The sequence below is a fragment of the Algoriphagus confluentis genome, from assembly GCF_036245625.1.
Taxonomy (GTDB): Bacteria; Bacteroidota; Bacteroidia; order Cytophagales; family Cyclobacteriaceae; genus Algoriphagus; species Algoriphagus confluentis.
Window position 1 is genome coordinate 250,705 of record NZ_BTPD01000002.1, and the last position, 21,668, is coordinate 272,372.

Sequence of the window (21,668 nt, forward strand, 5' to 3'; positions counted from 1 at the left end):
TTTCCCTTTCTCACTTTAAATACTAACACTTGAAATTTTCACCAAACCTAAAATATGTCAGATAACATGAAAGATTACAGATTTGATTTGCCAAAAAATCAAAAGTCAATTATCAAGGTAATTGGCGTAGGTGGAGGAGGTAGCAATGCCGTCAACCACATGTACAGCCAAGGAATCAAGGATGTCGAGTTTGTCGTGGTCAATACCGACGCGCAGGCTTTGAAGTCCTCTCCGGTTCCTCTTCGCCTGCAGTTGGGTGCCAACCTGACCGAAGGCCTCGGTGCGGGTGCCAATCCCGAGCAAGGAAAAAGTGCTGCCATCGAATCTCAGGATGAAATCCGGGAATTGCTCTCCGACAATACCAAGATGGTCTTCATCACCGCCGGTATGGGTGGTGGTACAGGCACGGGAGCCGCTCCTGTGGTAGCCAAAATAGCCAAAGACCTCAACATCCTCACTGTCGGTATCGTTACCGCTCCTTTTATGTTTGAAGGGAAAAAGAAGATGGCAGTAGCTCAGGCAGGGATCGAGGCTCTTCGTGAAAACTGCGATACCGTATTGGTCATTCTAAATGACAAGCTGAGAGAAATCTATGGCAACTTGGCTATCCGTACCGCCTTCAGCAAAGCGGACGACATTTTGACCACCGCAGCTAAGTCGATTGCAGAGATTATCACGGTTCATCAGGATGTAAACGTGGACTTTGAAGATGTGAAGACCGTCATGAAAGATGCCGGTGCTGCTGTCATGGGCTCCTCTACCGAAGAGGGCGAAGGACGTGCTATCCGTGCAGCCGGTGCAGCCATCTCTTCTCCATTGCTCAACAATGTGGACATCAAAGGAGCTCAGAAAATCCTCCTTTCCATCATGTCTGGGGAGGAAGAAGAATTGTCTATGGACGAACTTTCCGAAATCACGGAATACATTCAGGAGAAAGCAGGGGACAATGCAGAAGTCATCTTTGGCCAAGGTATCGATCCGGAATTGGGCAAAGCCATCCGCGTGACTGTCATTGCTACAGGGTTTGAAATGGATAAGCTTTCTGACAAGCCTGCGAAGAAAGAGTTTGTCGCACCTGTGTCTGCATTTGCCAATCCGGTAACCAAGCCTGTTTTAGAGGATGAAGATTCCGTGAAAACGGTCATCAATCTGGACTCAGGAAAGAGTGAAAAAGTAAAGGAAGAACCAGTATCCGGAACCAGCTTTTCCTTCAGCTTTCCCAAAGCTCCCGTAGCTCCGGTACAGCCTACTCAGCCGGAAAAAGAAGAAGAGTTTACCTTCGAATTCAAGCCTGTTCAGCAGGATACTCACGAAGATGAGCCATCCGAAAAGGTAGTTCATGACCTCTATGAAGAAGAGTCTGAAAAGAAAGAGGTGAAAATGCCTGAAGAATCAGAGCCGGTTCCCCAGCTTTTTGCAAATGACTACTATGAGCAGATGAAGCAAAAGGCGATTCAGAGAGCTCATGAGCGTTTTGAAAAGCTGAAAGGCAAGCGTTCATTCAACCCCACTCCTGAGGAATTGAAGGAAAAACTGGAAGTGCCGGCCTATCAGCGCAAGAATGTTGTACTCAATGAGCCCAAGCATAGCTCAGAGGCGGAAATCAGCAAGTACAATCTGAGCGACGAGAACGAGATTCTCGGTAACAACAGATTCCTGCATGACAATGTGGACTGAGAGTTAAAACTCAACAAGCATGTCTGCCTGGGTGTGCAGCAGTTCGACATACAGCCTGTTGGTGAGCAGGTTATCTGACATATTTTGCTCTATTTTGGCGAGCTTCGGCTTGAGAGCAAGAACGTGCATACCCAAATAATGAAAGATGTCGGTGAGGTGGCTCAAAGCGATGCCACCTCCGCCGATACCTGATGAAAGCCCGATAAGGGCACATTTTTTATTCCGGAAAGTATTGGGATAAGTCATCCCATCGATGAAGGTTTTTAGGATTCCGGGAAAAGACCCATTGTACTCAGGTACAATGAAAACATATTTCTTCCCTTCCTTGACTCGGTCATGAAAGGAATTGAAGTCCGGATTTTTCCCGTTGTTTTCATAAAGTGCAGTGGCGGTAAAATCTGCTGGCAAATGCTCCAGCTCCAGAATTTCTGATTCAGCACCTTTTTCGGCTAAAATGCCCTGGAATATTTCTGCGATGATTTTGGAGACAGAGTTCCTGCGGTTGGTTCCGACGATGATCTTGATCATGGATTTCAAATTACTCCTCACTATACAAGCAAGTGGGGCTAAAAGTTCTCAAGCCCAAACAAAAACCTATCTTTGGGCCTTATTTTAAACTACCATGGATTACCTACAGCAGATCAAAGAAGCCGAAGCATTTATCAAATCCAAATACCCCGAAAGTGTTCCTTTGGGGATCATCTTGGGGACTGGACTGGGCAATTTGGGAAACCAAATCGAAGTGGACTTAGAGTTGGATTACAAGGATATTCCTCATTTTCCGCTTTCGACCGTGGAAAGCCACTCCGGAAAACTGGTTTTTGGGACCCTTTCAGGCAAAAAGGTGGTCGCTATGAAAGGCCGATTCCATTACTACGAGGGGTATTCGATGAAGCAGGTAACTTTTCCTGTTCGGGTGATGAAATTTTTGGGTGTGAAAACCCTTCTGGTATCCAATGCCTGTGGAGGATTGAACCCAGCTCAGGAAGTAGGGGAAGTCATGATCATCAATGACCACATCAACCTTTTTCCCGAAAACCCACTAAGAGGAGTCAACTACGAAGATTTGGGTCCTCGATTCCCCGACATGAGCGATGCATATTCGCCTAGGTTGATTCAAATTGCTCTTGAAATCGGCGAGAAAAATGGCTACAAACTTCACCAAGGAGTATATGCCGGGGTAGAAGGTCCCAATCTGGAAACTCCCGCTGAGTATGTTTACATCCGCAAAATAGGAGCCGATGCTGTTGGGATGAGTACTGTGCCTGAAGTCTTGGTAGCCCGGCAAATGGGGATCGAGGTTTTTGGGATGTCTGCCATTACGGATTTGGGAGTGCCGGGTAAAATACACAAGATTTCCATTCAGGATGTCCTGGATGCAGCTGCCAAAGCCGAGCCTATCATGAGTCTGATCATGCGAGAGTTGGTTGCTCAGCTGTAATTCTGATCGCAGAACTATTCTTTGGGAAGTTCGTCCAGTGTTTGGACCAAGAGTTCCATAAAGGGACGGATTTCAGCGGGCCAAAGAGCTGGGTTTTTTCCCACTTGCCACCAAAGCACACCGGTCCGGTTTTCGAAGGCGAGGTAGTAAGCTCCTTCTTCGATGCAATTGGGGCAGGCGACAAAATCATTGCCTAAGGGGCGGAGGTAATTTTCCGGAAAGGCAGCCCGCAATTGCTCAGCTTGAGAAAGAAATCTGGAATCCAGAGGAGCAGCTTTGTAGGTGATGATCGGGGCGTCTCTAAACGTATTGAGGTTGTCAATAAACAGACGTCCTTGGTCCAGTTTGTAAAACTGCATGCAGTTGCCTTCGCAGAAAAACTCCCATTGACCGAAGATAAAGGCATCCACCTCGGGTGTTTCATCTTCATCGTTGCACCCGGTCAGGAAAGGGATCAAAATCAGGAAGAAAAGCAAGATTCGTTTCATGGCTTTTGCGGATTGGAAGGATTCGGTTTGGCTTTTTGGTGTTCAACTGAGGATAAAGGTATTTGACTCGTTTCTTTCAGACTTGCTGACTTTGGTCAAAAAAACGAAGGAAAAACCCAAATCGTTTTGCATTTTTAACACTTTCTAAAAGAAAATTCTATTCCTTTCATTCATGCATTCTGTATTCAGATTGGTTTTTTTGTTCGGTCTATTTCTGGCTTTTCCCCTTTTTGCTCAGGAAGAATCAAAAGTCTATGTTTTTGGAAAGAGACAGCCGAATCCGGCTTCAACTTATGTTTTGACAGGGAAAATTTTGATCCAATCCACCGGAGAACCACTACCGGGAGTAGGCGTAAACGTGGATGGACTTTTTTCCGGGGTCTCAACGGATAAGTATGGATTCTACTACCTCACCCTCAGCCCCGGACCACATAAGGTTACCTTTCGTCACATTTCCTACATCCCTATCCCCACTGAAATAGAACTCTATGAAAATGGGGTGATCAATCTAGGGATGACCGAGAAAAACTTCGAGCTGGAGGGAGTCGTGGTGATGTCCGATCAGCCGGACCGGAATGTGAGGGAGGCCATCACGGGAATCACCAAACTAACGACCCAAGAACTGAGAGCCATTCCGGCTTTTCTCGGAGAGGCAGATATTTTCAAAGGTCTTCAGCTTCTGCCGGGGGTGTCCTCAGTGGGAGAGGGCACATCGGGGATCAATGTTCGGGGTGCCAAAACAGATCAGAACCTGATCCTGATGAATGAGGCCCTAGTCCTGAGCTCTAACCATGCCCTTGGATTCCTTTCGGCTTTCAATACCGATGTGACGGAGACGTTTACCCTTTACAAAGGAAATCTTCCTGCCAACCTGGGAGGAAGGTCGGGCTCAGCCCTGAATATCCTGATGCGACCTGGAGATATGAATTCTTGGAAAGGACAGGTTGGAGTCGGCACTTCCAACGGCAAAATCCTGCTCGAAGGCCCTTTGGCAAAGGATAAGGTCAGTATCATCGCAGGAGGAAGAATCTCCAATGTAAACTGGCTGCTCAATCAGGCTCGGGATATTGACTTGCAAAACAGCCGCCTGAACTTTTACGATGGGTACTTGGGTCTAAACTGGAAACTGGCTCAAGGCCATACACTAGAAGCCAATACCCTGCTGACAGGAGATGAGTTTTTGTTTTCTGATCAGTTTGGATACGACTGGACCAACCGGGTCAGTTCCTTGCGGTACCGTGGGATTTTGGGAGAAAACCTTTCAGTCAATGCTTTGGTCGCGGATGGGGATTTTACCAATGCCTTTATCGATCCGGAAGGCGTTGAAGCTGCCCGAGTGGTCAATGGCATGAGATATCAACAGGGGAAGCTTTCGGCTACTTGGGCCAATGAGAAGCTTGCGCTCACGGGAGGAGTGGAGGCAATAAATTATCAGGGAAAACCCGAACGATTGGAGCCCTTTGGTGCAAATTCTGCCGTGGTAGCGGAGGAGATAGGTAAGGAAAAGGGCTGGGAAGTGTCCGGATTTCTGAGTATGGAATACGAACTCGGCGAGTCCACCGGGCTGGCCGCTGGACTTCGTTATTCGACCTATTCTCAAAGAGGGCCGGATACAGTCTGCCAATACAATCCCAACGGACCCATTACAAGCGAAAATATCATCGGTCAAGAGATATTCGGAAACGGGAAAATCGCATCCTATTCCGGCTTGGAGCCCCGGATATCCATCCGCCAAAACCTCAATTCTACCACTTCGCTAAAGGTCAGCTATGCACGCCTTTTCCAGTATGTCCAGTCCATTTCCAATACCTTTGGACCTACTCCGATTGACCTTTGGCAGCTGAGCACGAGCTATATCGCTCCTCAGCGAACCGACAATTTTTCCGCTGGGATCTTCCGCAATTCTGCTGACAACAAGTGGGAGTTTTCGCTGGATGCATTTTATCGACTAGGGGAAAATCAGGTCGAGTACCGGGATTTTGCCAATATCTTTCTCAATCCCCACCTCGAAACCGAGTTGGTATTTGGGGAAGGCAAAGCCTATGGGGCCGAATTCATGATTAAGAAAAATCTCGGCGTGGTCACCGGATGGCTGGCTTATACCTATTCCCGATCCTTTTTCCGCTCATTGAGTGAGTTTGTGCCGGAGCAGATCAATCAGAATGAATGGTTTCCATCTAACTACGACAAGCCCCATGAGGTGAATTTCATCCTGAGCCGGAAGATGTATCCACGGGGTTTGTTCAATTTCTCGGTCAATTACTCCACCGGAAGGCCGGTCAGTGCGGTGACGGCTTCCTATCTGCTCAATGGGGGTTTGGTGGTGCCTGACTATTCGGCCAGGAATCAATACCGGATCCCGGATTATTTTCGGGTGGATGTGTCCTACACCGTAGAAAAAGTCTTTTCAAAGAAGGGAGATAGCCTGAACTTCAGTATTTATAATTTACTCGGGAGAAGAAATGCCTATTCGGTCTTTTGGCAGAAAGACAACGATTCCCAGCAGTTGAAGCCCTATCGCTTGGCTATTTTGGGGGCGATTTTTCCTTCTATTTCGTATAGTATTCAGTTTGGAGGTGATCATGAGTAAGGTATTCCGCGTTTGGGTATGGTTTTTTGTTTTTGGATTGGTTTCCTGTGTGGATCAGATCAATTTTCCTCTGGAAAAGCCTGAAACCGAGCGCCTGATCCTCAGTGGTTTGTTTACCGATTTGGAAGGACCGCATACGGTGTTTTTGTTTGAAACCACTTCCCAAGCGCGTCAGCCTCTATTCCAGGATGGGTTTTTTACCCTGAATGATCGGCCTAGGCCGGTGACCAATGCACAGGTGACCTTGGTGGAAGAAAACTCCGGTTCGGGGTTTCCCTTCCGGATGGTTCGTCCGGGAGAATATGAATTGAACGGACAATACGCACCCCGGCCGGGGATGAGTTTTTTCCTTCAGATCAATGTGGGAGGAGAAACCTATCGCTCAGTGCCGCAGACCATGCCTACTGTGGTAGGGGCTGATTCCCTGAGTTTTTCCTTTGAGCGGACTCGGGATGATGACAATCCTGATGCGGCACAGGTAGTCATCCGTACCGAAGTGACTCTGCCGGAGCAGACGGGGGGATATTATCTTCGATGGGCTGTGGATGAAGCCTATTTCTGGGATTTAACTTTTTTCCCCAATCCATTCAACACCCCTCCGCCCAATTGCATTGTTTTTGACTTTCCGGATCCGGAGCGGATTACTCTTATCAATGGAAACCTAATCGAAAATCCAGGAGGCAAATCCTCCCAAGTAGTCGCTCAGCGTGGAGTGGATCAATCTTTTTTGAGCCGGCACTACTTTAATGTGCAGCAGCTCAGCATCACTGAGGATGCCTATCGGTACTGGACTCAAATCCGTGAGGTGGTGAACAATACCGGGTCGGTTTTTGACTCACCACCCGCACCTGTTCGGGGCAACTTATACAATGTGAATGATCCCGATGAGGTGGTTTTGGGGTACTTTGAGGTGGCCAAGTCTAGGGTGACGCGGATATTTACAACTGCCGCTGACGTGCCCTTTTTTGTGGAAAAAGCCTGTGAATTCATTCCCGGCAAAAGAAGAGATCAGTATTTGCCTACCTGCCTGACCTGCAGTGCTTTTGCGAATAGCACCAGTCAGTTTCCGCCGTGGTGGTTTGATGAGTAGGGAGTTTGCTTACTTCAAGCTCTAGGGTTTCGGTTTTTAATATCCTTTCGGATTTCAAGGTAAAAAATGAAAAAACCACATAGACACATAGGTTTACCTAGTCTATGTATTCTATGTGCCTACGTGGTACACTAAGAAGGTAGAGGGTCATTATTGAGTAGCTTAATTTTCCGAATACGAAAAATAAAGTTGCTGATTTTCAATACCTTAAAAATTAATTATAGCCAGTTATTGACTTTTTAGTCGGGGGGGGGGTATGTTTAAGAAGTTAAATTCTTTACTATGAAAAAACCTTTTTACTCCCTTGGGCTGGGAATTTTAGTCCTGATGACTTTTTCCTGCCTTTTTTTGAGTTCCTCCTTTTTGTTGGCACAAGAATCGACTAACTCGGAAGAAGAACAGTTCTCCTTGCTTAGAAGGGAAGTAGCCCGAGTAATCTTAAGACATCCAAGAGAGGCGGACTCTGTTAACTATTTTGCCTACTCTTTTCAGATCACTTATGGAAATTCAATATTGATTCAGTTTTCTGAGGAAACCCCCAAATCCATACTGGACAAGTACGAGGCTTTTAACCCGGAGGAAAGTCTTAAAAAATTTATGGAGGAAAAGGGGATTCAATTTGATTCACAGATAACGGTCCTCTATACCATTCTCCATATTTGGGATGATGGAAAAGAAAGAGAGGACAATCTTTCCGAAGTATTTGAAAAAATGTATGATTCAGGGTGGAATTTTCCTCCTTCAAGGGAAGCAAGGGTTGAGGTTCCCATTGTAACTTATTTAAAGGGTGCTAGACAATAGGCATTATTGATTTTGAAATCTAGAAACCCCTCGTAAATCACTTCACGAGGGGTTTTTCTTTGAGCTAAGGCTCATCAAGCTGTAATCAAACCAAATCAGAATCTTTACCTATGAAGTTATAAGAAACCACATAGAAACATAGGTTCACATAGTCTATGCATTCTATGTGCCTATGTGGTTTAAGGAAGGTGATGGGTCATTTTTGAGCAGATTAATTATCTGAATACGAAAAATAAAGTTGCTGATGTTCAATACCTTAAAAATTAATTTTAGTCAATTGTTGACTTTTTAGTTGGGGGGGGGGTATGTTTAAGAAGTTAAATTCTTTACTATGAAAAAACCTTTTTACTCCCTTGGGCTGGGAACTTTAGCCCTGATGATCTTTTGGTCATGTACTTTGGAGGAGATCGAGACTCCTCAGCAATCGGCAATGCTTGATCCTATTCCATTGGCTCAGGCATTTTATGAAATGGAAAAGCCCAAGCAGGGGAATTTCTACGGTAGAATTACCTCAGATTTGGAGGTGTTTCCACATTGGGAGGGAGCGAAGATCTATTCGGATGGAAGATTTCTGATCGTTCCGGCACATCGGAAAGTAAAAGCGACCTATGCGCAGGGGTATCTAAGGAGACTGGTCTTTCAGCTGGATGAATCTGGTGAAGTCATCCGGGGAGGAATCTTAGAAATCGCAGGAAAAGACGGAGGGTTTCTTTTGGACAATGAGGAGGTCCTGATCGAAGGATTTCTCTCTGGTGTGAAATCTTCCCAACTGACCTATTTGTGGTCTGATTTTGGTTCTAAGCCATTGGACGGAATGCAGGCCAATGGGAGGACCGTCGAACGATCGGTGGATCGGCTGCTTAATTCCAGAAAAGGAACAGAAGGATTCAGCTTTGAGAATTGCATCGATTGGTACTGGGTGTATAGTATTGGCGGAGTCGTGGTCTATGAGGAGTACAGTCATACGACTTGTGGGTCTGGTAGCTGCGATACCAATAGCCAAGACGCATGTTTGGATGATGGAACAAATGGAGGGGGAGGTGATGGAGGCCAAATAGCCTATAAAATTGAAAACAATGTCCAGAATCCTTGCATTTCTAATCAAGTGGAAAAGGCTATTGATGCCCAATTTAAAAACCAAATAACCAATTTGATAAATAATGCATTTGGACAAAGCGAGAAATTTAATATTCTATTAGAAGACTTGGATCTCAATGATAATTCACTAGACGGAATCACAGGGACATCTTTTACAGATATGGCTGTAACCTTTACAATTACAATAAATTCAGGAGCATTAGCTTCTTCCTCCCAAGAATATATTATGGTTACAGTTTTTCATGAATTGCTCCATGCTTACATGAATTATTTAGGTATTAATATGTCATCAAATTCAATTGATCATGTAAATATGGCTAATTCATACCTTACCTTATTAAGCCAAGCATTAATGGAACATTTTGAGATTGGAGCTGTAGATGCCTACCATTTGGCTTGGGGAGGATTGCAAAATACTCAAAAATGGTCTGAATTATCCCAAACACAAAAATACCATATCACTGAAACAAATCAAAAATACCGTTCTGGAGTTAAAGGTAATAAATGCAATTAGAAGGTTATGAAAATAAGATTATGTTTAACATTAAGTTTGATAATTTTTCTTAGTTCGTTAAATCAAGTTCAATGTCAATCCATTGAGGAAGATCAGTTTTACGCAGAATTAAAGAAAATAGTATCTAAGACAGCGATGCTTAATCCATTTGATTCCACTGGGAGAAAATATATTAGTTTTTCCTATGAGGTGAGAATTGGAAATGTGGCAAGTGTCAAAATAAGTGAAGATGCACCTTGGGGGGCGAAAAATAGAATTGAGAATTTAAAAAAAGATTTGGTTAATTATATTGAAAGCCTGGGAAAGGAATTTGATAATGAGTTGATCATTATTTATCCCGTGCTTTTTAATTTTGATTTTTTGATGGATGATTCAAATAATTTAGGAACCGCAATAGAATCTTTGATTATTGAACCAGACCAAACGATTTGCCCCAGAATTGAGGCGCCAATTTATGTGGTTTCGAAAAAATCAATTGTAAACTAGAAGTCAAAACTATTAGGTAAAAACCCTCTCAAATCTTCTGGGAGGGTTTTTTCTTTGAACTAAAGTCCGTAATCCTGTAAACAAACCAAACCAGGACTTTAATCAGTGCAATAAATAAGAAACCATATAGCCACATAGAATACATAGACTATGTGAACCTATGTGTCTATGTGGTTTAATCCTTTTTTGAAATCGAAAAAAGTTCTTTTGCAAATCCTAAAATAAGGGTTTCTCTATAGTTTAAATTCGGTGGTCTATGGTCTGTCGACCGTTGATCAAAAAATAAATTAGTTTAAAGTCAGGGCCTTACTAAATTTCTTTTAGTTCACTATTGACTTTTTAGTTGGGTGGGGGGGGGGGTATTTTCCGATAACTAATTTAATTTTTATGGAGAAACAGAAATACCTTTTGCCATGAGAATAAATAGTCCAAAATGATACATGAGGAATTCCAAAATATCCAATACAAGTCATACAAATAGCCAAATATTGGAGAAGATCAGGTCCATTTTCATTCTTTCAGTGATTTCTATATTTTGCTTCAGCTGTACCCCAAGAGAAGAAAACGAGATCAAGGAGCTGATGAATGCAGTATTTGAATGGGAACTTAGTAGAGGCGAAGAAGTCATCGTGTTTGCGGAAGCGGAGGAGAAATGGGAAATCCCTTGGCTAGACTCTTGTTCGGTAGAAGGCATACTGAGTTTGCAAAGTGACTTCCATTATAAAGTTTTGTTCAAGGATGTTTTCACAGAAGCAGACGCAGAAAAGATTTGCAGGGAAGGAAAGCAAGCTTTTCGATTCCAACAGCATATGTTTCCGTCGGGAGTGAAAGTCTCTTCTGAAAAGGGCAAGTATGACAGTTTGCTGGCTATTTATCTCAAAACTAGTATTCCCGATATCCAAATAAAGTTGGATATTGAATTGAAGAAATACATGAGTTATAAGGCGATTTCCAAACCTGTGTTTTTACAAGATTACCGTTATGCCATCATCTACATCTACAAGGAAGGACCTCACCTTTCTGTGTTTAAAAAAGAGGGAGGTAAATGGGTTCATTACTTTACCAGTACTTTGATGCTTATATAGTTGAATAGGATTAGGAGAAAGATGAAGAAAGTTATAGGGATTTTATTGGTTTTCGTTTCAGTTTTTTCTTCTTGCGGAAGCGGATCTGAAGAAGATTGTTTCACACTCTCTGAACTTTCTGATCAGCAAAGCCTAGATACTTTACTTATTGCCTCACCCAATCGAAACTCAATCTATCATGCCGAACTCCGATTTTCAGGAGAGGTTAAAGACACCATGAGTATTGCCTTTGAATCAAATTTTCAGCTGAAGCTGGCACCAGGAAAATATGATTCCTTGATTTACAAAGGAGATTGGTATGGCGATCCTATGGTGGTGAAAACTTCAGGAGGGGAAGGTAGTGTTGGTGAGTTTTGCGCAAGGTTTTTTTATTAAAAAATTAGAAACCCCCTCCTGAAATCCTTCAAGAGGGGGTTTCTATGGACTATGGTCTAATCACTTCTTCATCCCCATATAATCCACCACAAAGTAACTTAGGACTCGCATACCGAGTACAAATCCACCCTCATCGATGTAGAAATCAGGGGTGTGGTGAGAAGGCGTTTTGGTAGGATCTCCCCCTTTTTTCATTCCGCCCAGTCCGATAAATAAGCCGGGTTTTTCCCTCTGATAAAAGCTAAAATCTTCCGCCCCGGTTACTGGGGGATTGTAGTTGATGTTTTCTTTTCCAGCGGCAGCTTCCATGGAAGCGACCATTTTGGAAGTCAGTTCTGGATCATTGACCGTGGAAGGGTAGAGCTTTTGGATATTCACCTCGGCTCTAGCTCCGGCACTTTCGGCAATATTCGTTGCGATCTCAGTGATTCGCTTGTGAACCAAGGCCTGTTGCTCGTCTCCGAAGGTTCGGATCGTTCCGATCATTTCTACTTTCTCTGGAATGATATTGTGGCGGATTCCTCCATGAATAGCTCCCACAGTGACCACGGCAGGGTTTTGGGTGATATTGACACTTCGCGAAAGGATCGTTTGCAAGCCAGTCACAATCTGGGATGCAGTCACAATTGGATCCACTCCTGACCAAGGAGAAGCTCCATGAGCTTGGGTACCATGAACAATGATTTCCAAATTATCCACGGCTGCCTGAGCAGGTCCAGAGCGGTAGCCGATTTTTCCCACTTCTGTCTGGGAAGAAATATGCAAACCGAAAATCGCATCCACGTCTTTCATTACGCCTTCTTCGACTAGTTGCTTGGCTCCCCAAGTGGTGACTCCAGGCTCATAGATCCCTTCTTCGGCTGGTTGGAAGATAAATTTGACCGAGCCTTCCAGCTGATCTCTCATTCCGGCTAGGACTTCAGCCACACCCATCAGGATAGCCACATGGGTATCGTGACCACAGGCATGCATGACTCCTGTTTCCTGTCCGTTGTAGGTGGTGGTGACGGTAGATTTGAAAGGTAAATCTACCCGCTCGGTGACCGGAAGGGCATCCATATCCGCCCGCAGGGCGACCATGGGGCCGGGCTTTCCGCCTTTTAGGACACCGACTACACCGGTCACGGCCATTCCCTCAGTCACCTCAATGCCCAGGGATCGAAGGTGATCGGCTACTTTTTTGGCAGTGCGGAATTCATTGTTTCCCAGTTCGGGATTTTGGTGGATGTCGCGTCTCCACTCGATCACTTTGGATTCGATAGAAGCGGCCTTTTGATCAATAGCCGGACGGAGTTTACTTTGGCCAAATGCCGTCCCGCTGATCAGAAGTAGGGGGAGAATAAGTTTTCGCATAAGATTGTAAGGTTGATTAGGATTTAGGCGGTTTTTTGGGTGTTTGGGAAAATTAGCCCAAGCGAAGCTAAAATCCTTGGCATTTCAGATAAAAAGCGGTTTTGGAGAACTTTTGAGAATGATTTTGATTTAAAGGATAAGGAATTTCTAGAGTTTGCCTTTGTTTTAAAATAAGGTGACTGCTGAAACAGAATCTCCCTAGTCCCCTTTGAGAAAGGGAGAATTCGCTTGTTTTGGTCTTCAAACTTCTTCTTTAATAAGAGCTGTTTTTGTTTATATATATAGTAGGGAAAACGAATAAACCAATACCAAATGGAATTGAAAGATAAAATCGCCGTAGTCACCGGAGTCAGCAAAGGAATCGGGCTGGAAGTAGTCAAACTTTTGGTGGAAAAGGGAAGCATAGTCGCAGGCTGGGGAAGAACTCAACCGGATTTTCAGCATGCCAATTTCCACTTTTTCACCTGCGATGTCTCCAATGAAAGCAGCGTGGAAGTAGCCTATCAAGCCACTATTGCCAAACTCGGGGCGGATATCCGGATTTTGGTAAACAATGCGGGATTTGGTGTGGCAGGACCTTTTGAGGACATGAGTTCGGCCGACTGGAAATCCATGTTTGATACCAATGTGCATGGGATTTTTTATGTGAGTAAGCGCTTGATCCCTTCGATGAAAGCCGCAGATGAAGGGCATATTCTAAATGTTGCCTCCATCGCCGGACTCAACGGAGTAGCCAATTTTGCAGGCTATGTGGGCACCAAGCATGCGGTAAGGGGAATTTCCCACTCGATGTATATGGAGCTGAGGGATTTTGGTATCAAAGTTTCCACCATTTACCCGGGTTCTGTGCAGACCAATTTCTTTGACGATATACCGGGGATGAACGCACATGAAAACATGATGCGTCCTCAGGACGTAGCCTTGACCATTGTCCAGACCTTGGAGACGCATCCCAATTATTTCGTGGCGGATGTGGAGTGTAGACCTCTCAGACCAAAAGGGAAGAAGCAGTAGGCAGCATGCAGTAAACAGTAGGCAGTATGGAGTGGGCAGGAATCAATTCTGCCAACTGATCCCTGAAAACTGCCTACTGAAATTCTTGCCATTCCCCCCTCAATCCTTATTTTTGCCTCAGACCTGACCAAAGGGGATTTTGCCCCTGCCATGCGGGTGATTTTCTCTTTGGTTCTTCTTTTTATGTCACTCCAAGTCTCCCAACTCACTAAGGTTTATGGTGCCCAAAAGGTCCTCGATGCGGTTAGCTTTTCGGCTTCACCCGGGAGGATTTTAGGCTTTCTCGGGCCCAACGGAGCCGGGAAATCCACCACCATGAAAATCATCACCGGATACCTGAGGGCTGATTCCGGGGAAGTGAAGGTCTTGGGAGAAAATGCTCTGGAAAACCCCAAAAAGGTCAGTTCCAAAATCGGTTATCTTCCCGAACACAATCCGCTCTATCTGGACTTGTATGTCCGGGAGTTTTTGGAGTTTTCTGGAGGTCTTTATGGCATGAAATCCTCAGATGTTCGCCGGCGGGTCGAGGAGCTGATTCGCAAAACAGGCCTTCAACCCGAGCAGCACAAGAAAATCGGGCAGCTTTCCAAGGGCTACCGACAAAGAGTTGGTTTGGCGAGAGCATTGATTCATGACCCTCAGGTGGTGATCTTGGACGAACCCACCACGGGATTGGATCCCAATCAGCTGGTGGATATCCGAAGCTTGATTCAAGAGGTAGCAGCGGACAAAACCTTGATCTTTTCCACACACATCATGCAGGAAGTGGAAGCAATCTGTCAGGATGTGGTGATCATCAATCAAGGAAAAATTCTCGCCTCAAGTCCCCTTGATGAGTTAAAAGCGGATACCCGACAGACCGAATTGATATTGGAAACGGAGGAGGACTTGGAACTTTCCTGGTTTGAAAACCTGGGAAAAGTCCAATTTGGCTCCAAAGGTGCCAAGGAAATCATTCTTGTGGTTTCCGATGCTCAAGAAGCCCGAAAAGCCTTGATGCAGCTTATTGCCTCCCGTCATTTGAACCTAATCAGCCTAAATCAAGGAAAAAAGAACCTGGAAACCCTTTTCCGAGAAATCACCCAAGCCCAATGAAAAGTCTCTTTCTAAAAGAAATCAATGCTTTTTTCGGGAGCCTGACCGGCTATCTGGTGTTGGTATTGTTTCTGGTGGCTTTAGGTTTGATTGTATGGGTGTTTCCGGAAAGCTCGGTTTTGGAGTATGGTTTCGCTGATTTGGAAGCCTTGTTTAGCTACACTCCCTATGTATTTACCTTTTTGATTCCGGCCTTATCCATGCGGATGATTGCTGAGGAGAGAAGAATCGGCACGTGGGAGTTGCTGAGGACATCTCCGCTTTCTTTGGTTAAGATCATTTGGGCCAAATACTTGGCTTTGCTGGTGCTGGTGTTTTTGGCTCTGGTGCCCACTATGCTCTATGCCTATTCCATTGCCCAGCTGGGAGATCCTCCGGGGAATTTGGATTGGGCGGGCTTTTTCGGGAGCTGGATCGGCTTGTTGATGATTGGAGCCACCTTTGCTGCGGTGGGTTTGTTTGCCAGTTCGCTGACTTCCCAGCAGGTTGTGGCCTTCGTTTTGGGTGTTTTCCTTTGCTTTTCGCTCTATTTTGGTTTTACCGCTTTGGGAGATATTCTTTCGGGTGAGGCAGCCTTTTGGGTGGAGGAGTTCAGCCTCAGTTATCACTATGCGAGCTTGGGCAGGGGAGTGATAGACAGTAGGGATGTGTTTTTTCTTTTGGGAATGATTTGGTTGTTTTTGGGCGGTTCAGTTTTGGTTTTGCGAAGCAAATGAAAAAAGGGAAAATCCATAGCGATCTGCCGGTACTGCTGCTTTTTGGAGGGTTTCTCCTGCTGTTTTTTGCAGGGCAAATAGTAAAGTTCAGACTGGACCTGACGGAGGAGAAGCGGTATAGCCTTCATCCTGCCACGGTGGAAATGCTCGAAAATCTCGATCGACCGATTCATGTCGATATTTTACTCACTGCCGACGACCTTCCTGGAGGGATGAGAAGGTTGCAAAAGTCCATGGAAGAAACGGTGAGGACATTCAATGCCTATGCAAGCGAGAAGATCACGGTGGACTATTTTGATCCGATGGCAGTGAGCGACTCTCTTAAGGAAGATTTTATCTACACTTTGGCTGATTACGGCATCAATCCTACCAATTTATTTGTCAATCAAAACTCCGGTCAGCAGGCTCAGTTGATTTTTCCGGGTATTTTGGTGAGTGATGAGGAGTACGAAGTAGGGGCACTGATTCTGAAAGGCGAGCGTGGTATGTCCCCGGATCAGATTCTAAATTTTTCCATAGAAAACCTCGAATACGAGCTCAGCAATGCCATTCGGAAGCTGATTGATCCTGAGAGCAAGGCGGTGGCATTGGTGATCGGTCATGGAGAGCTTTCCGAAGATGAGGGCTTTGGAGTGGTAGAGGCCCTGGATGGGCAGTATGAGGTGTTCAAAGTGCCTTTGGATCAGGCAAAAAGCCCAAGCGACCTGAGTTCTTTTGGGATGGTTCTGGTTTTGGGTCCCAAATCTTCCTACACCGAGCGGGAGCTTTTTCTCCTGGATCAATATGTGCTCAGTGGCGGTAATCTAGTCGTGGCAGCCGAAGGTGTGGATGTCAATCTCGATGAAGCTGGGGGAGAGGGCACACTTTCATTTCCTCTGGAAAATGAACTCGACCGACTGCTTTTCCGCTACGGGATCCGGATCAACAAAGACTTGATTCAGGACCTGAACTTCTCCTACCTCCCTATCATGGGAGGAAATTTTGGTAATCAAGAACAGATGATTCCACTGCCTTGGCCCTACTTTTTCAATGCGGGACGCATGGCTTCCCATCCCATCACCAAGGGTTTGGATCAAGTGAATTTCAGATTTGTGAGCAGTTTGGATACCGTAAAGGCAGATGGGGTGACAAAGACTCCCTTGATTTTTGGTTCGGAAAAGGAAAAAATCCTGCCGGCCCCGACCCGTGTGGCACTTTCGGATATGCAGCAAGCGCCCGTGGTGGAGGAATATACCATCAGCAACCTTCCTCTCGGGTACCTGCTCGAGGGAGAATTTACCTCGGTGTTCAAAAACAGGTTTCTCCCGGAAGAATTTTCTGGACAATCCTTCTTGGAATCCGGTAGTGGCAAAGTGGTGGTATTCGGTGATGGTTCCCTTTTTCAAAGTCAGCTGGACTTGGGAGGAAATCAGCCCCTTCCTTTGGGAGAGGATCCTTTTGCACAGACTACTTTTGCGAATAAGCAGTTGCTGCTCAATTTGGCTCAATACCTCACAGATCCGGATGGAATCATATCAGCCCGCACCCGTAGCCTTCAGATTCGTCCACTCGACCGGGTGAAGGTCAGTCAGCAGGGGAGATTCTGGCAGGTGATCAATATCGGCGGGCCGATAGGAGTGGTCCTGGTTTTGGGTGGAATCCTCCTTTTTTATCGCAAAAAACAATACAGCCGCAAAGCTTAATTACCGATGCTTGATGCATGTACAAGTTTTTTGACGGAAAGAAGAAGGCAGTCAGCCGAATTAGCATTTTATTTATAAATTTACCCCATTGGTTCAAAATGCAAATCCAATTTCACCGGCATTTGAAATGATGTACTTTCGGTTCATTGTATTCCTAGGCTGTGTTGATTTCCTGTCCTGAGAGACAGTTTGTTTGATAACTAAAAGACAATCAAAAAGATATGAAATTCATTGTTTCCTCCTCTGCCTTGCTGAAGCAGCTGACGTCCATCAACGGCGTCGTGACTACCAACCCGGTTGTTCCGATTTTGGAAAATTTCCTTTTCGAAATCAAAGATTCTGAGCTGACCATTACTGCTTCTGACTTGCAAACTTCCATGATCACCCAGATTCATGTGGAGGCCAAAGAGGATGGGAATATCGCCGTGCCGGCAAAAATCCTCATCGAAACCCTGAAAAACCTTCCTGAGCAGCCGGTGACTTTCAGCATCGATCACGATACCTATGCAGTAGAGATCAGCTCGGACAATGGGCGTTACCGATTGGCAGGAGAAAATGCGACCGACTTCCCAAAGATTCCTACCGTAAGCAATGCCACCACAGTGGATATGTCCACTGAAGTGCTTTCTTCGGCCATTTCCAATACCATTTTTGCTACCTCTTCTGATGAGCTTCGTCCAGCGATGACCGGGGTATATATCAATCTGAGCGCGACCAATACCACCTTTGTAGCCACTGACGGTCACCGACTGATCCGTTACCGAAGAGTGGATGTGGCTTCCGGGAGTCCTGCAAGCTTGATCATCCCGAGAAAGGCACTGAACCTGCTCAAGTCTACTTTGCCATCTGAGAATGTACCTGTTTCGGTAGAATTCAACCAAAGCAATGCCTATTTCAAGTTTGGTCAGATCAAGATGATCTGCCGCTTGATCGATGAGCGATTCCCGGATTATGAGAATGTCATTCCGGTGGACAATCCGAACATGATGACAATCGACCGGATGGAGCTGTTGAGCTCTTTGAGACGTATCGCGATCTACGCCAACAAGACGACTCATCAGGTAAGATTGAAATTGACCGGAAGCGAATTGATGATTTCTGCAGAAGATTTGGACTTCTCTAATGAAGCCAATGAGCGGCTTTCCTGCGATCATGACGGAGAGGATATCGAAATCGGATTCAATGCTAAATTCCTTGTGGAAATGCTGAACAATCTGAGCTGCAAGGAAGTGAGTCTGAAGTTTTCTGCTCCCAACCGTGCAGGCTTGATTCTACCGGTGGAGCAGGATGCCAACGAGGACATTTTGATGCTCGTGATGCCGGTGATGCTAAACAACTACGTGTAATTTCAGCCACAAACCATAAATCAAAAGCCCGGTTCCGCAGATGCGGAACCGGTTTTTTTTTGAGGGAACTTTAAAAAGAATGATAATAAGCCAAAGCAAGCTTATTCGAAACGTAGACTCAGAATCTATAAAGTTTTAAATGGATTCGAATAGAGGCCAATAATACCCTATATAGGGTATTTTTAACCGAGGTTATTAAAAACTAATTTTGAAAAGTATTTTCTCCTTGATTGAGGACAAAATAAATTTTGTAATAATAACCCTGATTAATTATTAAGAACTAGGATGAAATATTTCGAGATCAAATCCTTTTTTCACTTGATTTTGTGTCTTGACACACTCATGTCAAGACAGCCTGCTTACAAGTGCTCTTCGAGCTTCAGGAAAAAAACTTCCGTTTTTCTACCTCCCGGTGAGCTACAAACTTTATTTCTCGTATTCAACTATAACTGAAGAAATCAATTCTTAAATAAATACAAATTATGACCATGGCTATTAGGTTGAAATTATTAAATAATTTGGTGCTGCTTGTTTGCCATACCATTGTTTGCCCAGGAAAACCCTAATTCCTCAAGATGGGAGGTAGGTCTGGATGTTTTATCTCTTTTTGAAAAGAATTCCCTTCCCTCCTACTCCCTTTTTGGAAGATATTTTCTCAATCCAAGCGGTGAAAAACCGATGTTCTTAAGGTCAAAATTGGGATACCAAGCTTCCAATGCCATGACAAATACCAACATGGAGTTTTATTCTTACGAAGAAATCCAGTTGCAGAATTGGCTTGCCACCATAGGCTTTCAAAGGGATTTTTACACAAGCCCTATAACCTCCTTTTATTATGGGGCAGACATTGTGCTCCAGAGGTTAAATGAGCGTCAATTTTTAATTTTTGGTGATGAAATATTGGAGCAAGAGGGAATGCAGGCAGTTTATGACAATAGAAGAATTTCAACCAGTGTATTTGGGTTTATAGGCTTCAGTAGAAAGTTTGGAGAGACAATTGTGCTATCATTTGAGACAGCCCTCTATTTCACGCAGATGTCATCCGACTACGATTATAATTTAATCTTTGTAGATGGATTTAACGCCAGTGTGGCACAAAATAGCTCTAAAAAATACTTTGCAGGTGCTAAACCGTTTAGCCAACTTGTCCTAACCCTAATTCTTCCATAGTATGAAAAGTCTAGTTCAATTTTTGATAAGGATAAGCTTAGTTTTCTTTCCATGCTTCTCCTGGGGACAGGAGGTTACTTTCACTCCATTCGGTACTTCCCCATTTTGGTTTGGAGAGCAAACAACTTTCGCCTTAGGTTATCGAGTTGGTTCAAGTTCTGTGGTAACTCCAATCTGTGCTACTAGTTCTGCAAGTGTGGTAGGCAATTCAGGTGCAGTTGTTTCCATCACCCCGGGAATGGATGCCTTGACTGTTACCTGGGGTGGTGCGCGGACTATTGGACCACAGCATGCCAAAGTTAATTTGCAATTAGGAACCTGCAATTACTCCATTTAATCCTAGCACGACTCCCAATTCCTTTGTAGTTAACATTAATAATTATACTCCCTCTTCGTTTGTGGATGCATCTATTTCTGTACGGGTGAATAATGGATGTGGCTGGAGTCCTTGGAAGACAGTCAACCTTTTTCAGATCCGGTTTCATGTCCTCCAGGAGGAGGTTGTGAGCTTTGTTTATTACTTGCGCCTAACCCCTCTTCAACAGAAGTAACTATATCCTTGCAAGGCGTAGATGAATTTGAACAAAAGACTGGAAAGAAGCTTGAAGAAGGTATTTTGTATATCTATGATCTGCAGGGAAATCTTAGAAAGTCAGGTAAGATACTTGACAAATCAACCCTGTCCTTAAGTGAGCTTCCAGCTGGTCAATATGTGGTGTATTACCAAAATGGTAGAATCATTACCCAGAAGAATCTTAAGATTGAGAAGTAAAATAATAACCAACTATACAGATGACCAACATCAAAAATTTCAAGATTTTAAAAGTTTGCCTGCTTTCCTTCATCTATTTTTGGATCTCAGCCCCATTTGCATTTGCTCAGGAACCCTCCCGTTGGGAGGTGGGTTTGGATGCGTTATATCTGATTGACCAAAATGAATTGCCTGGTTATTCTCTTTTCGGGAGGTATTTGCTTAATCCTAAAGATGAAAAGAAGACACAACTTAGGATGCGGATAGGATTCGAGCGATTTGAGCTTTTGGATTCAGCATTTTGGTATGGTTCTGATGAAATAGATCAAAATACTAGTGCTTTTTTTGCTTTAGCTGGTCTGCAAAGGGATTTAAAAGTGTTTTCCAAAGGAACTTTGTATACAGCAGGAGATTTAGGGTTTTCCATTGCTAGGGAGTACCTAGCCTGGGGGCCTAGTCGCCCATCTGCCAGGGAAGGCTATGCTAGATTTGAAGAATCAACGATTCGAATTTCCGGAATTCTTGGCTATACTCATCAGTTAGGCAGGAATTTCTCACTTTCTGTGGAATCCAGTCTTCAGGGGGTGCGATCACTTCAAATCACCGATGTGAATTTTATCGAGCTCCAAAGTGTGGATCAGTTCACACAGATTTTAGAGAATGAACGAGTGGAAAATTGGGATATTGGAATCCAGCCTTTTTACCAAGTTCTGATTAGTTTCAGGTTTTGAAAAGGGACCGAAATTAGGATTGAAGTCATTGACTAAATTTTGTGAAATTCACCCTTTTTTCAGAGAGGTTGATTATAAAACCATCGTGGTCCAACAAGACCTCAGAGGTTTTTTGTATCCCTAAGCATCTTCAAAAACAATCCCTCCACCCGTTCCCGGGCCTTG

Annotated in this window: 21 protein-coding genes; 18 read left to right on the top strand and 3 right to left on the bottom strand. The window is 44.5% G+C overall.

What is annotated here, in order from left to right; translation table 11 throughout:
- Window positions 1-66 precede the first annotated feature (66 nt).
- Complete coding sequence (ftsZ, locus tag AAA943_RS03710; protein ID WP_420915589.1) at window positions 67-1,677, top strand: cell division protein FtsZ; 1,611 nt, start codon at window positions 67-69, stop codon at window positions 1,675-1,677.
- A gap of 3 nt (window positions 1,678-1,680) precedes the next feature.
- Here ftsZ and AAA943_RS03715 read toward each other — a convergent pair whose 3' ends face one another.
- Window positions 1,681-2,205, bottom strand: a complete 525-nt coding sequence (locus AAA943_RS03715; protein ID WP_338222908.1) for an NADPH-dependent FMN reductase — start codon at window positions 2,203-2,205, stop codon at window positions 1,681-1,683.
- A gap of 94 nt (window positions 2,206-2,299) precedes the next feature.
- Here AAA943_RS03715 and AAA943_RS03720 point away from each other — a divergent pair, with 94 nt between their 5' ends.
- On the top strand, window positions 2,300-3,118 hold the full coding sequence (locus AAA943_RS03720) for a purine-nucleoside phosphorylase (protein ID WP_338222909.1): 819 nt from the start codon (window positions 2,300-2,302) through the stop codon (window positions 3,116-3,118).
- A gap of 14 nt (window positions 3,119-3,132) precedes the next feature.
- On the opposite strand, the gene AAA943_RS03725 is transcribed toward AAA943_RS03720, so the two are convergent.
- On the bottom strand, window positions 3,133-3,606 hold the full coding sequence (locus tag AAA943_RS03725; protein ID WP_338222910.1) for a hypothetical protein: 474 nt from the start codon (window positions 3,604-3,606) through the stop codon (window positions 3,133-3,135).
- Between the two features lie 172 nt (window positions 3,607-3,778).
- Between AAA943_RS03725 and AAA943_RS03730 the strand changes: the two genes are divergently transcribed.
- From AAA943_RS03730 to AAA943_RS03760, 7 genes are all read left to right on the top strand, one after another.
- Window positions 3,779-6,196 (top strand): TonB-dependent receptor, encoded by a 2,418-nt coding sequence (locus AAA943_RS03730; RefSeq protein ID WP_338222911.1) that lies wholly within the window; start codon window positions 3,779-3,781, stop codon window positions 6,194-6,196.
- Window positions 6,189-7,286, top strand: a complete 1,098-nt coding sequence (locus AAA943_RS03735) for a DUF4249 family protein (RefSeq protein WP_338222912.1) — start codon at window positions 6,189-6,191, stop codon at window positions 7,284-7,286. Before AAA943_RS03730 ends, AAA943_RS03735 begins: the two co-directional genes overlap by 8 nt.
- 282 nt (window positions 7,287-7,568) lie before the next feature.
- Window positions 7,569-8,087, top strand: a complete 519-nt coding sequence (locus AAA943_RS03740) for a hypothetical protein (protein WP_338222913.1) — start codon at window positions 7,569-7,571, stop codon at window positions 8,085-8,087.
- Between the two features lie 331 nt (window positions 8,088-8,418).
- A complete protein-coding gene (locus AAA943_RS03745) occupies window positions 8,419-9,699 on the top strand; it encodes a hypothetical protein (protein ID WP_338222914.1) in 1,281 nt (426 codons plus the stop codon).
- 6 nt (window positions 9,700-9,705) lie between these two features.
- Window positions 9,706-10,185 (top strand): hypothetical protein, encoded by a 480-nt coding sequence (locus AAA943_RS03750; protein ID WP_338222915.1) that lies wholly within the window; start codon window positions 9,706-9,708, stop codon window positions 10,183-10,185.
- Between the two features lie 581 nt (window positions 10,186-10,766).
- The gene (locus tag AAA943_RS03755; protein WP_338222916.1) at window positions 10,767-11,270 is read left to right on the top strand and encodes a hypothetical protein; all 504 of its coding nucleotides are present in this window, start codon (window positions 10,767-10,769) and stop codon (window positions 11,268-11,270) included.
- Window positions 11,271-11,291: 21 nt separating this feature from the next.
- Window positions 11,292-11,645, top strand: a complete 354-nt coding sequence (locus AAA943_RS03760; protein ID WP_338222917.1) for a hypothetical protein — start codon at window positions 11,292-11,294, stop codon at window positions 11,643-11,645.
- A gap of 60 nt (window positions 11,646-11,705) precedes the next feature.
- Here AAA943_RS03760 and AAA943_RS03765 read toward each other — a convergent pair whose 3' ends face one another.
- Entirely contained in the window at window positions 11,706-12,998 is a 1,293-nt protein-coding gene (locus tag AAA943_RS03765) for an amidohydrolase (RefSeq protein ID WP_338222918.1), read from the bottom strand.
- 312 nt (window positions 12,999-13,310) lie between these two features.
- Here AAA943_RS03765 and AAA943_RS03770 point away from each other — a divergent pair, with 312 nt between their 5' ends.
- The 9 genes from AAA943_RS03770 to AAA943_RS03810 all read left to right on the top strand — a co-directional run bounded on the left by AAA943_RS03770 (window position 13,311) and on the right by AAA943_RS03810 (window position 21,503).
- Window positions 13,311-14,012, top strand: coding sequence for an SDR family oxidoreductase (locus AAA943_RS03770; protein WP_338222919.1), 702 nt, complete (start codon window positions 13,311-13,313; stop codon window positions 14,010-14,012).
- Window positions 14,013-14,195: 183 nt separating this feature from the next.
- Complete coding sequence (gene gldA / locus AAA943_RS03775; RefSeq protein ID WP_338222920.1) at window positions 14,196-15,107, top strand: gliding motility-associated ABC transporter ATP-binding subunit GldA; 912 nt, start codon at window positions 14,196-14,198, stop codon at window positions 15,105-15,107.
- On the top strand, window positions 15,104-15,823 hold the full coding sequence (gldF, locus tag AAA943_RS03780; protein ID WP_338222921.1) for a gliding motility-associated ABC transporter permease subunit GldF: 720 nt from the start codon (window positions 15,104-15,106) through the stop codon (window positions 15,821-15,823). Before gldA ends, gldF begins: the two co-directional genes overlap by 4 nt.
- Complete coding sequence (gene gldG, locus AAA943_RS03785) at window positions 15,820-17,505, top strand: gliding motility-associated ABC transporter substrate-binding protein GldG (protein ID WP_338222922.1); 1,686 nt, start codon at window positions 15,820-15,822, stop codon at window positions 17,503-17,505. Before gldF ends, gldG begins: the two co-directional genes overlap by 4 nt.
- A gap of 221 nt (window positions 17,506-17,726) precedes the next feature.
- A complete protein-coding gene (dnaN, locus tag AAA943_RS03790) occupies window positions 17,727-18,851 on the top strand; it encodes a DNA polymerase III subunit beta (protein ID WP_338222923.1) in 1,125 nt (374 codons plus the stop codon).
- 543 nt (window positions 18,852-19,394) lie between these two features.
- Complete coding sequence (locus AAA943_RS03795) at window positions 19,395-20,021, top strand: hypothetical protein (protein WP_338222924.1); 627 nt, start codon at window positions 19,395-19,397, stop codon at window positions 20,019-20,021.
- Between the two features lies 1 nt (window position 20,022).
- Window positions 20,023-20,358, top strand: a complete 336-nt coding sequence (locus AAA943_RS03800) for a hypothetical protein (RefSeq protein WP_338222925.1) — start codon at window positions 20,023-20,025, stop codon at window positions 20,356-20,358.
- Between the two features lie 111 nt (window positions 20,359-20,469).
- Window positions 20,470-20,793 (top strand): T9SS type A sorting domain-containing protein, encoded by a 324-nt coding sequence (locus tag AAA943_RS03805; RefSeq protein WP_338222926.1) that lies wholly within the window; start codon window positions 20,470-20,472, stop codon window positions 20,791-20,793.
- A 20-nt stretch (window positions 20,794-20,813) separates the two neighbouring features.
- Window positions 20,814-21,503: a hypothetical protein gene (locus AAA943_RS03810; protein WP_338222927.1), complete on the top strand. Its 690-nt coding sequence runs from the start codon at window positions 20,814-20,816 to the stop codon at window positions 21,501-21,503.
- Window positions 21,504-21,668: the final 165 nt, after the last annotated feature.

Excerpts from the sequence above, each read along its gene's own strand:
- AAA943_RS03770 (WP_338222919.1), top strand. The coding sequence starts at position 13,311 with ATGGAATTGAAAGATAAAATCGCCGTAGTCACCGGAGTCAGCAAAGGA.
- AAA943_RS03800 (WP_338222925.1), top strand. The coding sequence starts at position 20,023 with ATGAAAAGTCTAGTTCAATTTTTGATAAGGATAAGCTTAGTTTTCTTT.
- ftsZ (WP_420915589.1), top strand. The coding sequence starts at position 67 with ATGAAAGATTACAGATTTGATTTGCCAAAAAATCAAAAGTCAATTATC.
- AAA943_RS03750 (WP_338222915.1), top strand. The coding sequence starts at position 9,706 with ATGAAAATAAGATTATGTTTAACATTAAGTTTGATAATTTTTCTTAGT.
- AAA943_RS03715 (WP_338222908.1), bottom strand. The coding sequence starts at position 2,205 with ATGATCAAGATCATCGTCGGAACCAACCGCAGGAACTCTGTCTCCAAA.
- AAA943_RS03730 (WP_338222911.1), top strand. The coding sequence starts at position 3,779 with ATGCATTCTGTATTCAGATTGGTTTTTTTGTTCGGTCTATTTCTGGCT.
- gldA (WP_338222920.1), top strand. The coding sequence starts at position 14,196 with ATGTCACTCCAAGTCTCCCAACTCACTAAGGTTTATGGTGCCCAAAAG.
- gldF (WP_338222921.1), top strand. The coding sequence starts at position 15,104 with ATGAAAAGTCTCTTTCTAAAAGAAATCAATGCTTTTTTCGGGAGCCTG.
- AAA943_RS03720 (WP_338222909.1), top strand. The coding sequence starts at position 2,300 with ATGGATTACCTACAGCAGATCAAAGAAGCCGAAGCATTTATCAAATCC.
- AAA943_RS03810 (WP_338222927.1), top strand. The coding sequence starts at position 20,814 with ATGACCAACATCAAAAATTTCAAGATTTTAAAAGTTTGCCTGCTTTCC.
- dnaN (WP_338222923.1), top strand. The coding sequence starts at position 17,727 with ATGAAATTCATTGTTTCCTCCTCTGCCTTGCTGAAGCAGCTGACGTCC.
- AAA943_RS03740 (WP_338222913.1), top strand. The coding sequence starts at position 7,569 with ATGAAAAAACCTTTTTACTCCCTTGGGCTGGGAATTTTAGTCCTGATG.
- AAA943_RS03725 (WP_338222910.1), bottom strand. The coding sequence starts at position 3,606 with ATGAAACGAATCTTGCTTTTCTTCCTGATTTTGATCCCTTTCCTGACC.
- AAA943_RS03760 (WP_338222917.1), top strand. The coding sequence starts at position 11,292 with ATGAAGAAAGTTATAGGGATTTTATTGGTTTTCGTTTCAGTTTTTTCT.
- AAA943_RS03755 (WP_338222916.1), top strand. The coding sequence starts at position 10,767 with ATGAATGCAGTATTTGAATGGGAACTTAGTAGAGGCGAAGAAGTCATC.
- AAA943_RS03735 (WP_338222912.1), top strand. The coding sequence starts at position 6,189 with ATGAGTAAGGTATTCCGCGTTTGGGTATGGTTTTTTGTTTTTGGATTG.
- AAA943_RS03745 (WP_338222914.1), top strand. The coding sequence starts at position 8,419 with ATGAAAAAACCTTTTTACTCCCTTGGGCTGGGAACTTTAGCCCTGATG.
- AAA943_RS03765 (WP_338222918.1), bottom strand. The coding sequence starts at position 12,998 with ATGCGAAAACTTATTCTCCCCCTACTTCTGATCAGCGGGACGGCATTT.
- gldG (WP_338222922.1), top strand. The coding sequence starts at position 15,820 with ATGAAAAAAGGGAAAATCCATAGCGATCTGCCGGTACTGCTGCTTTTT.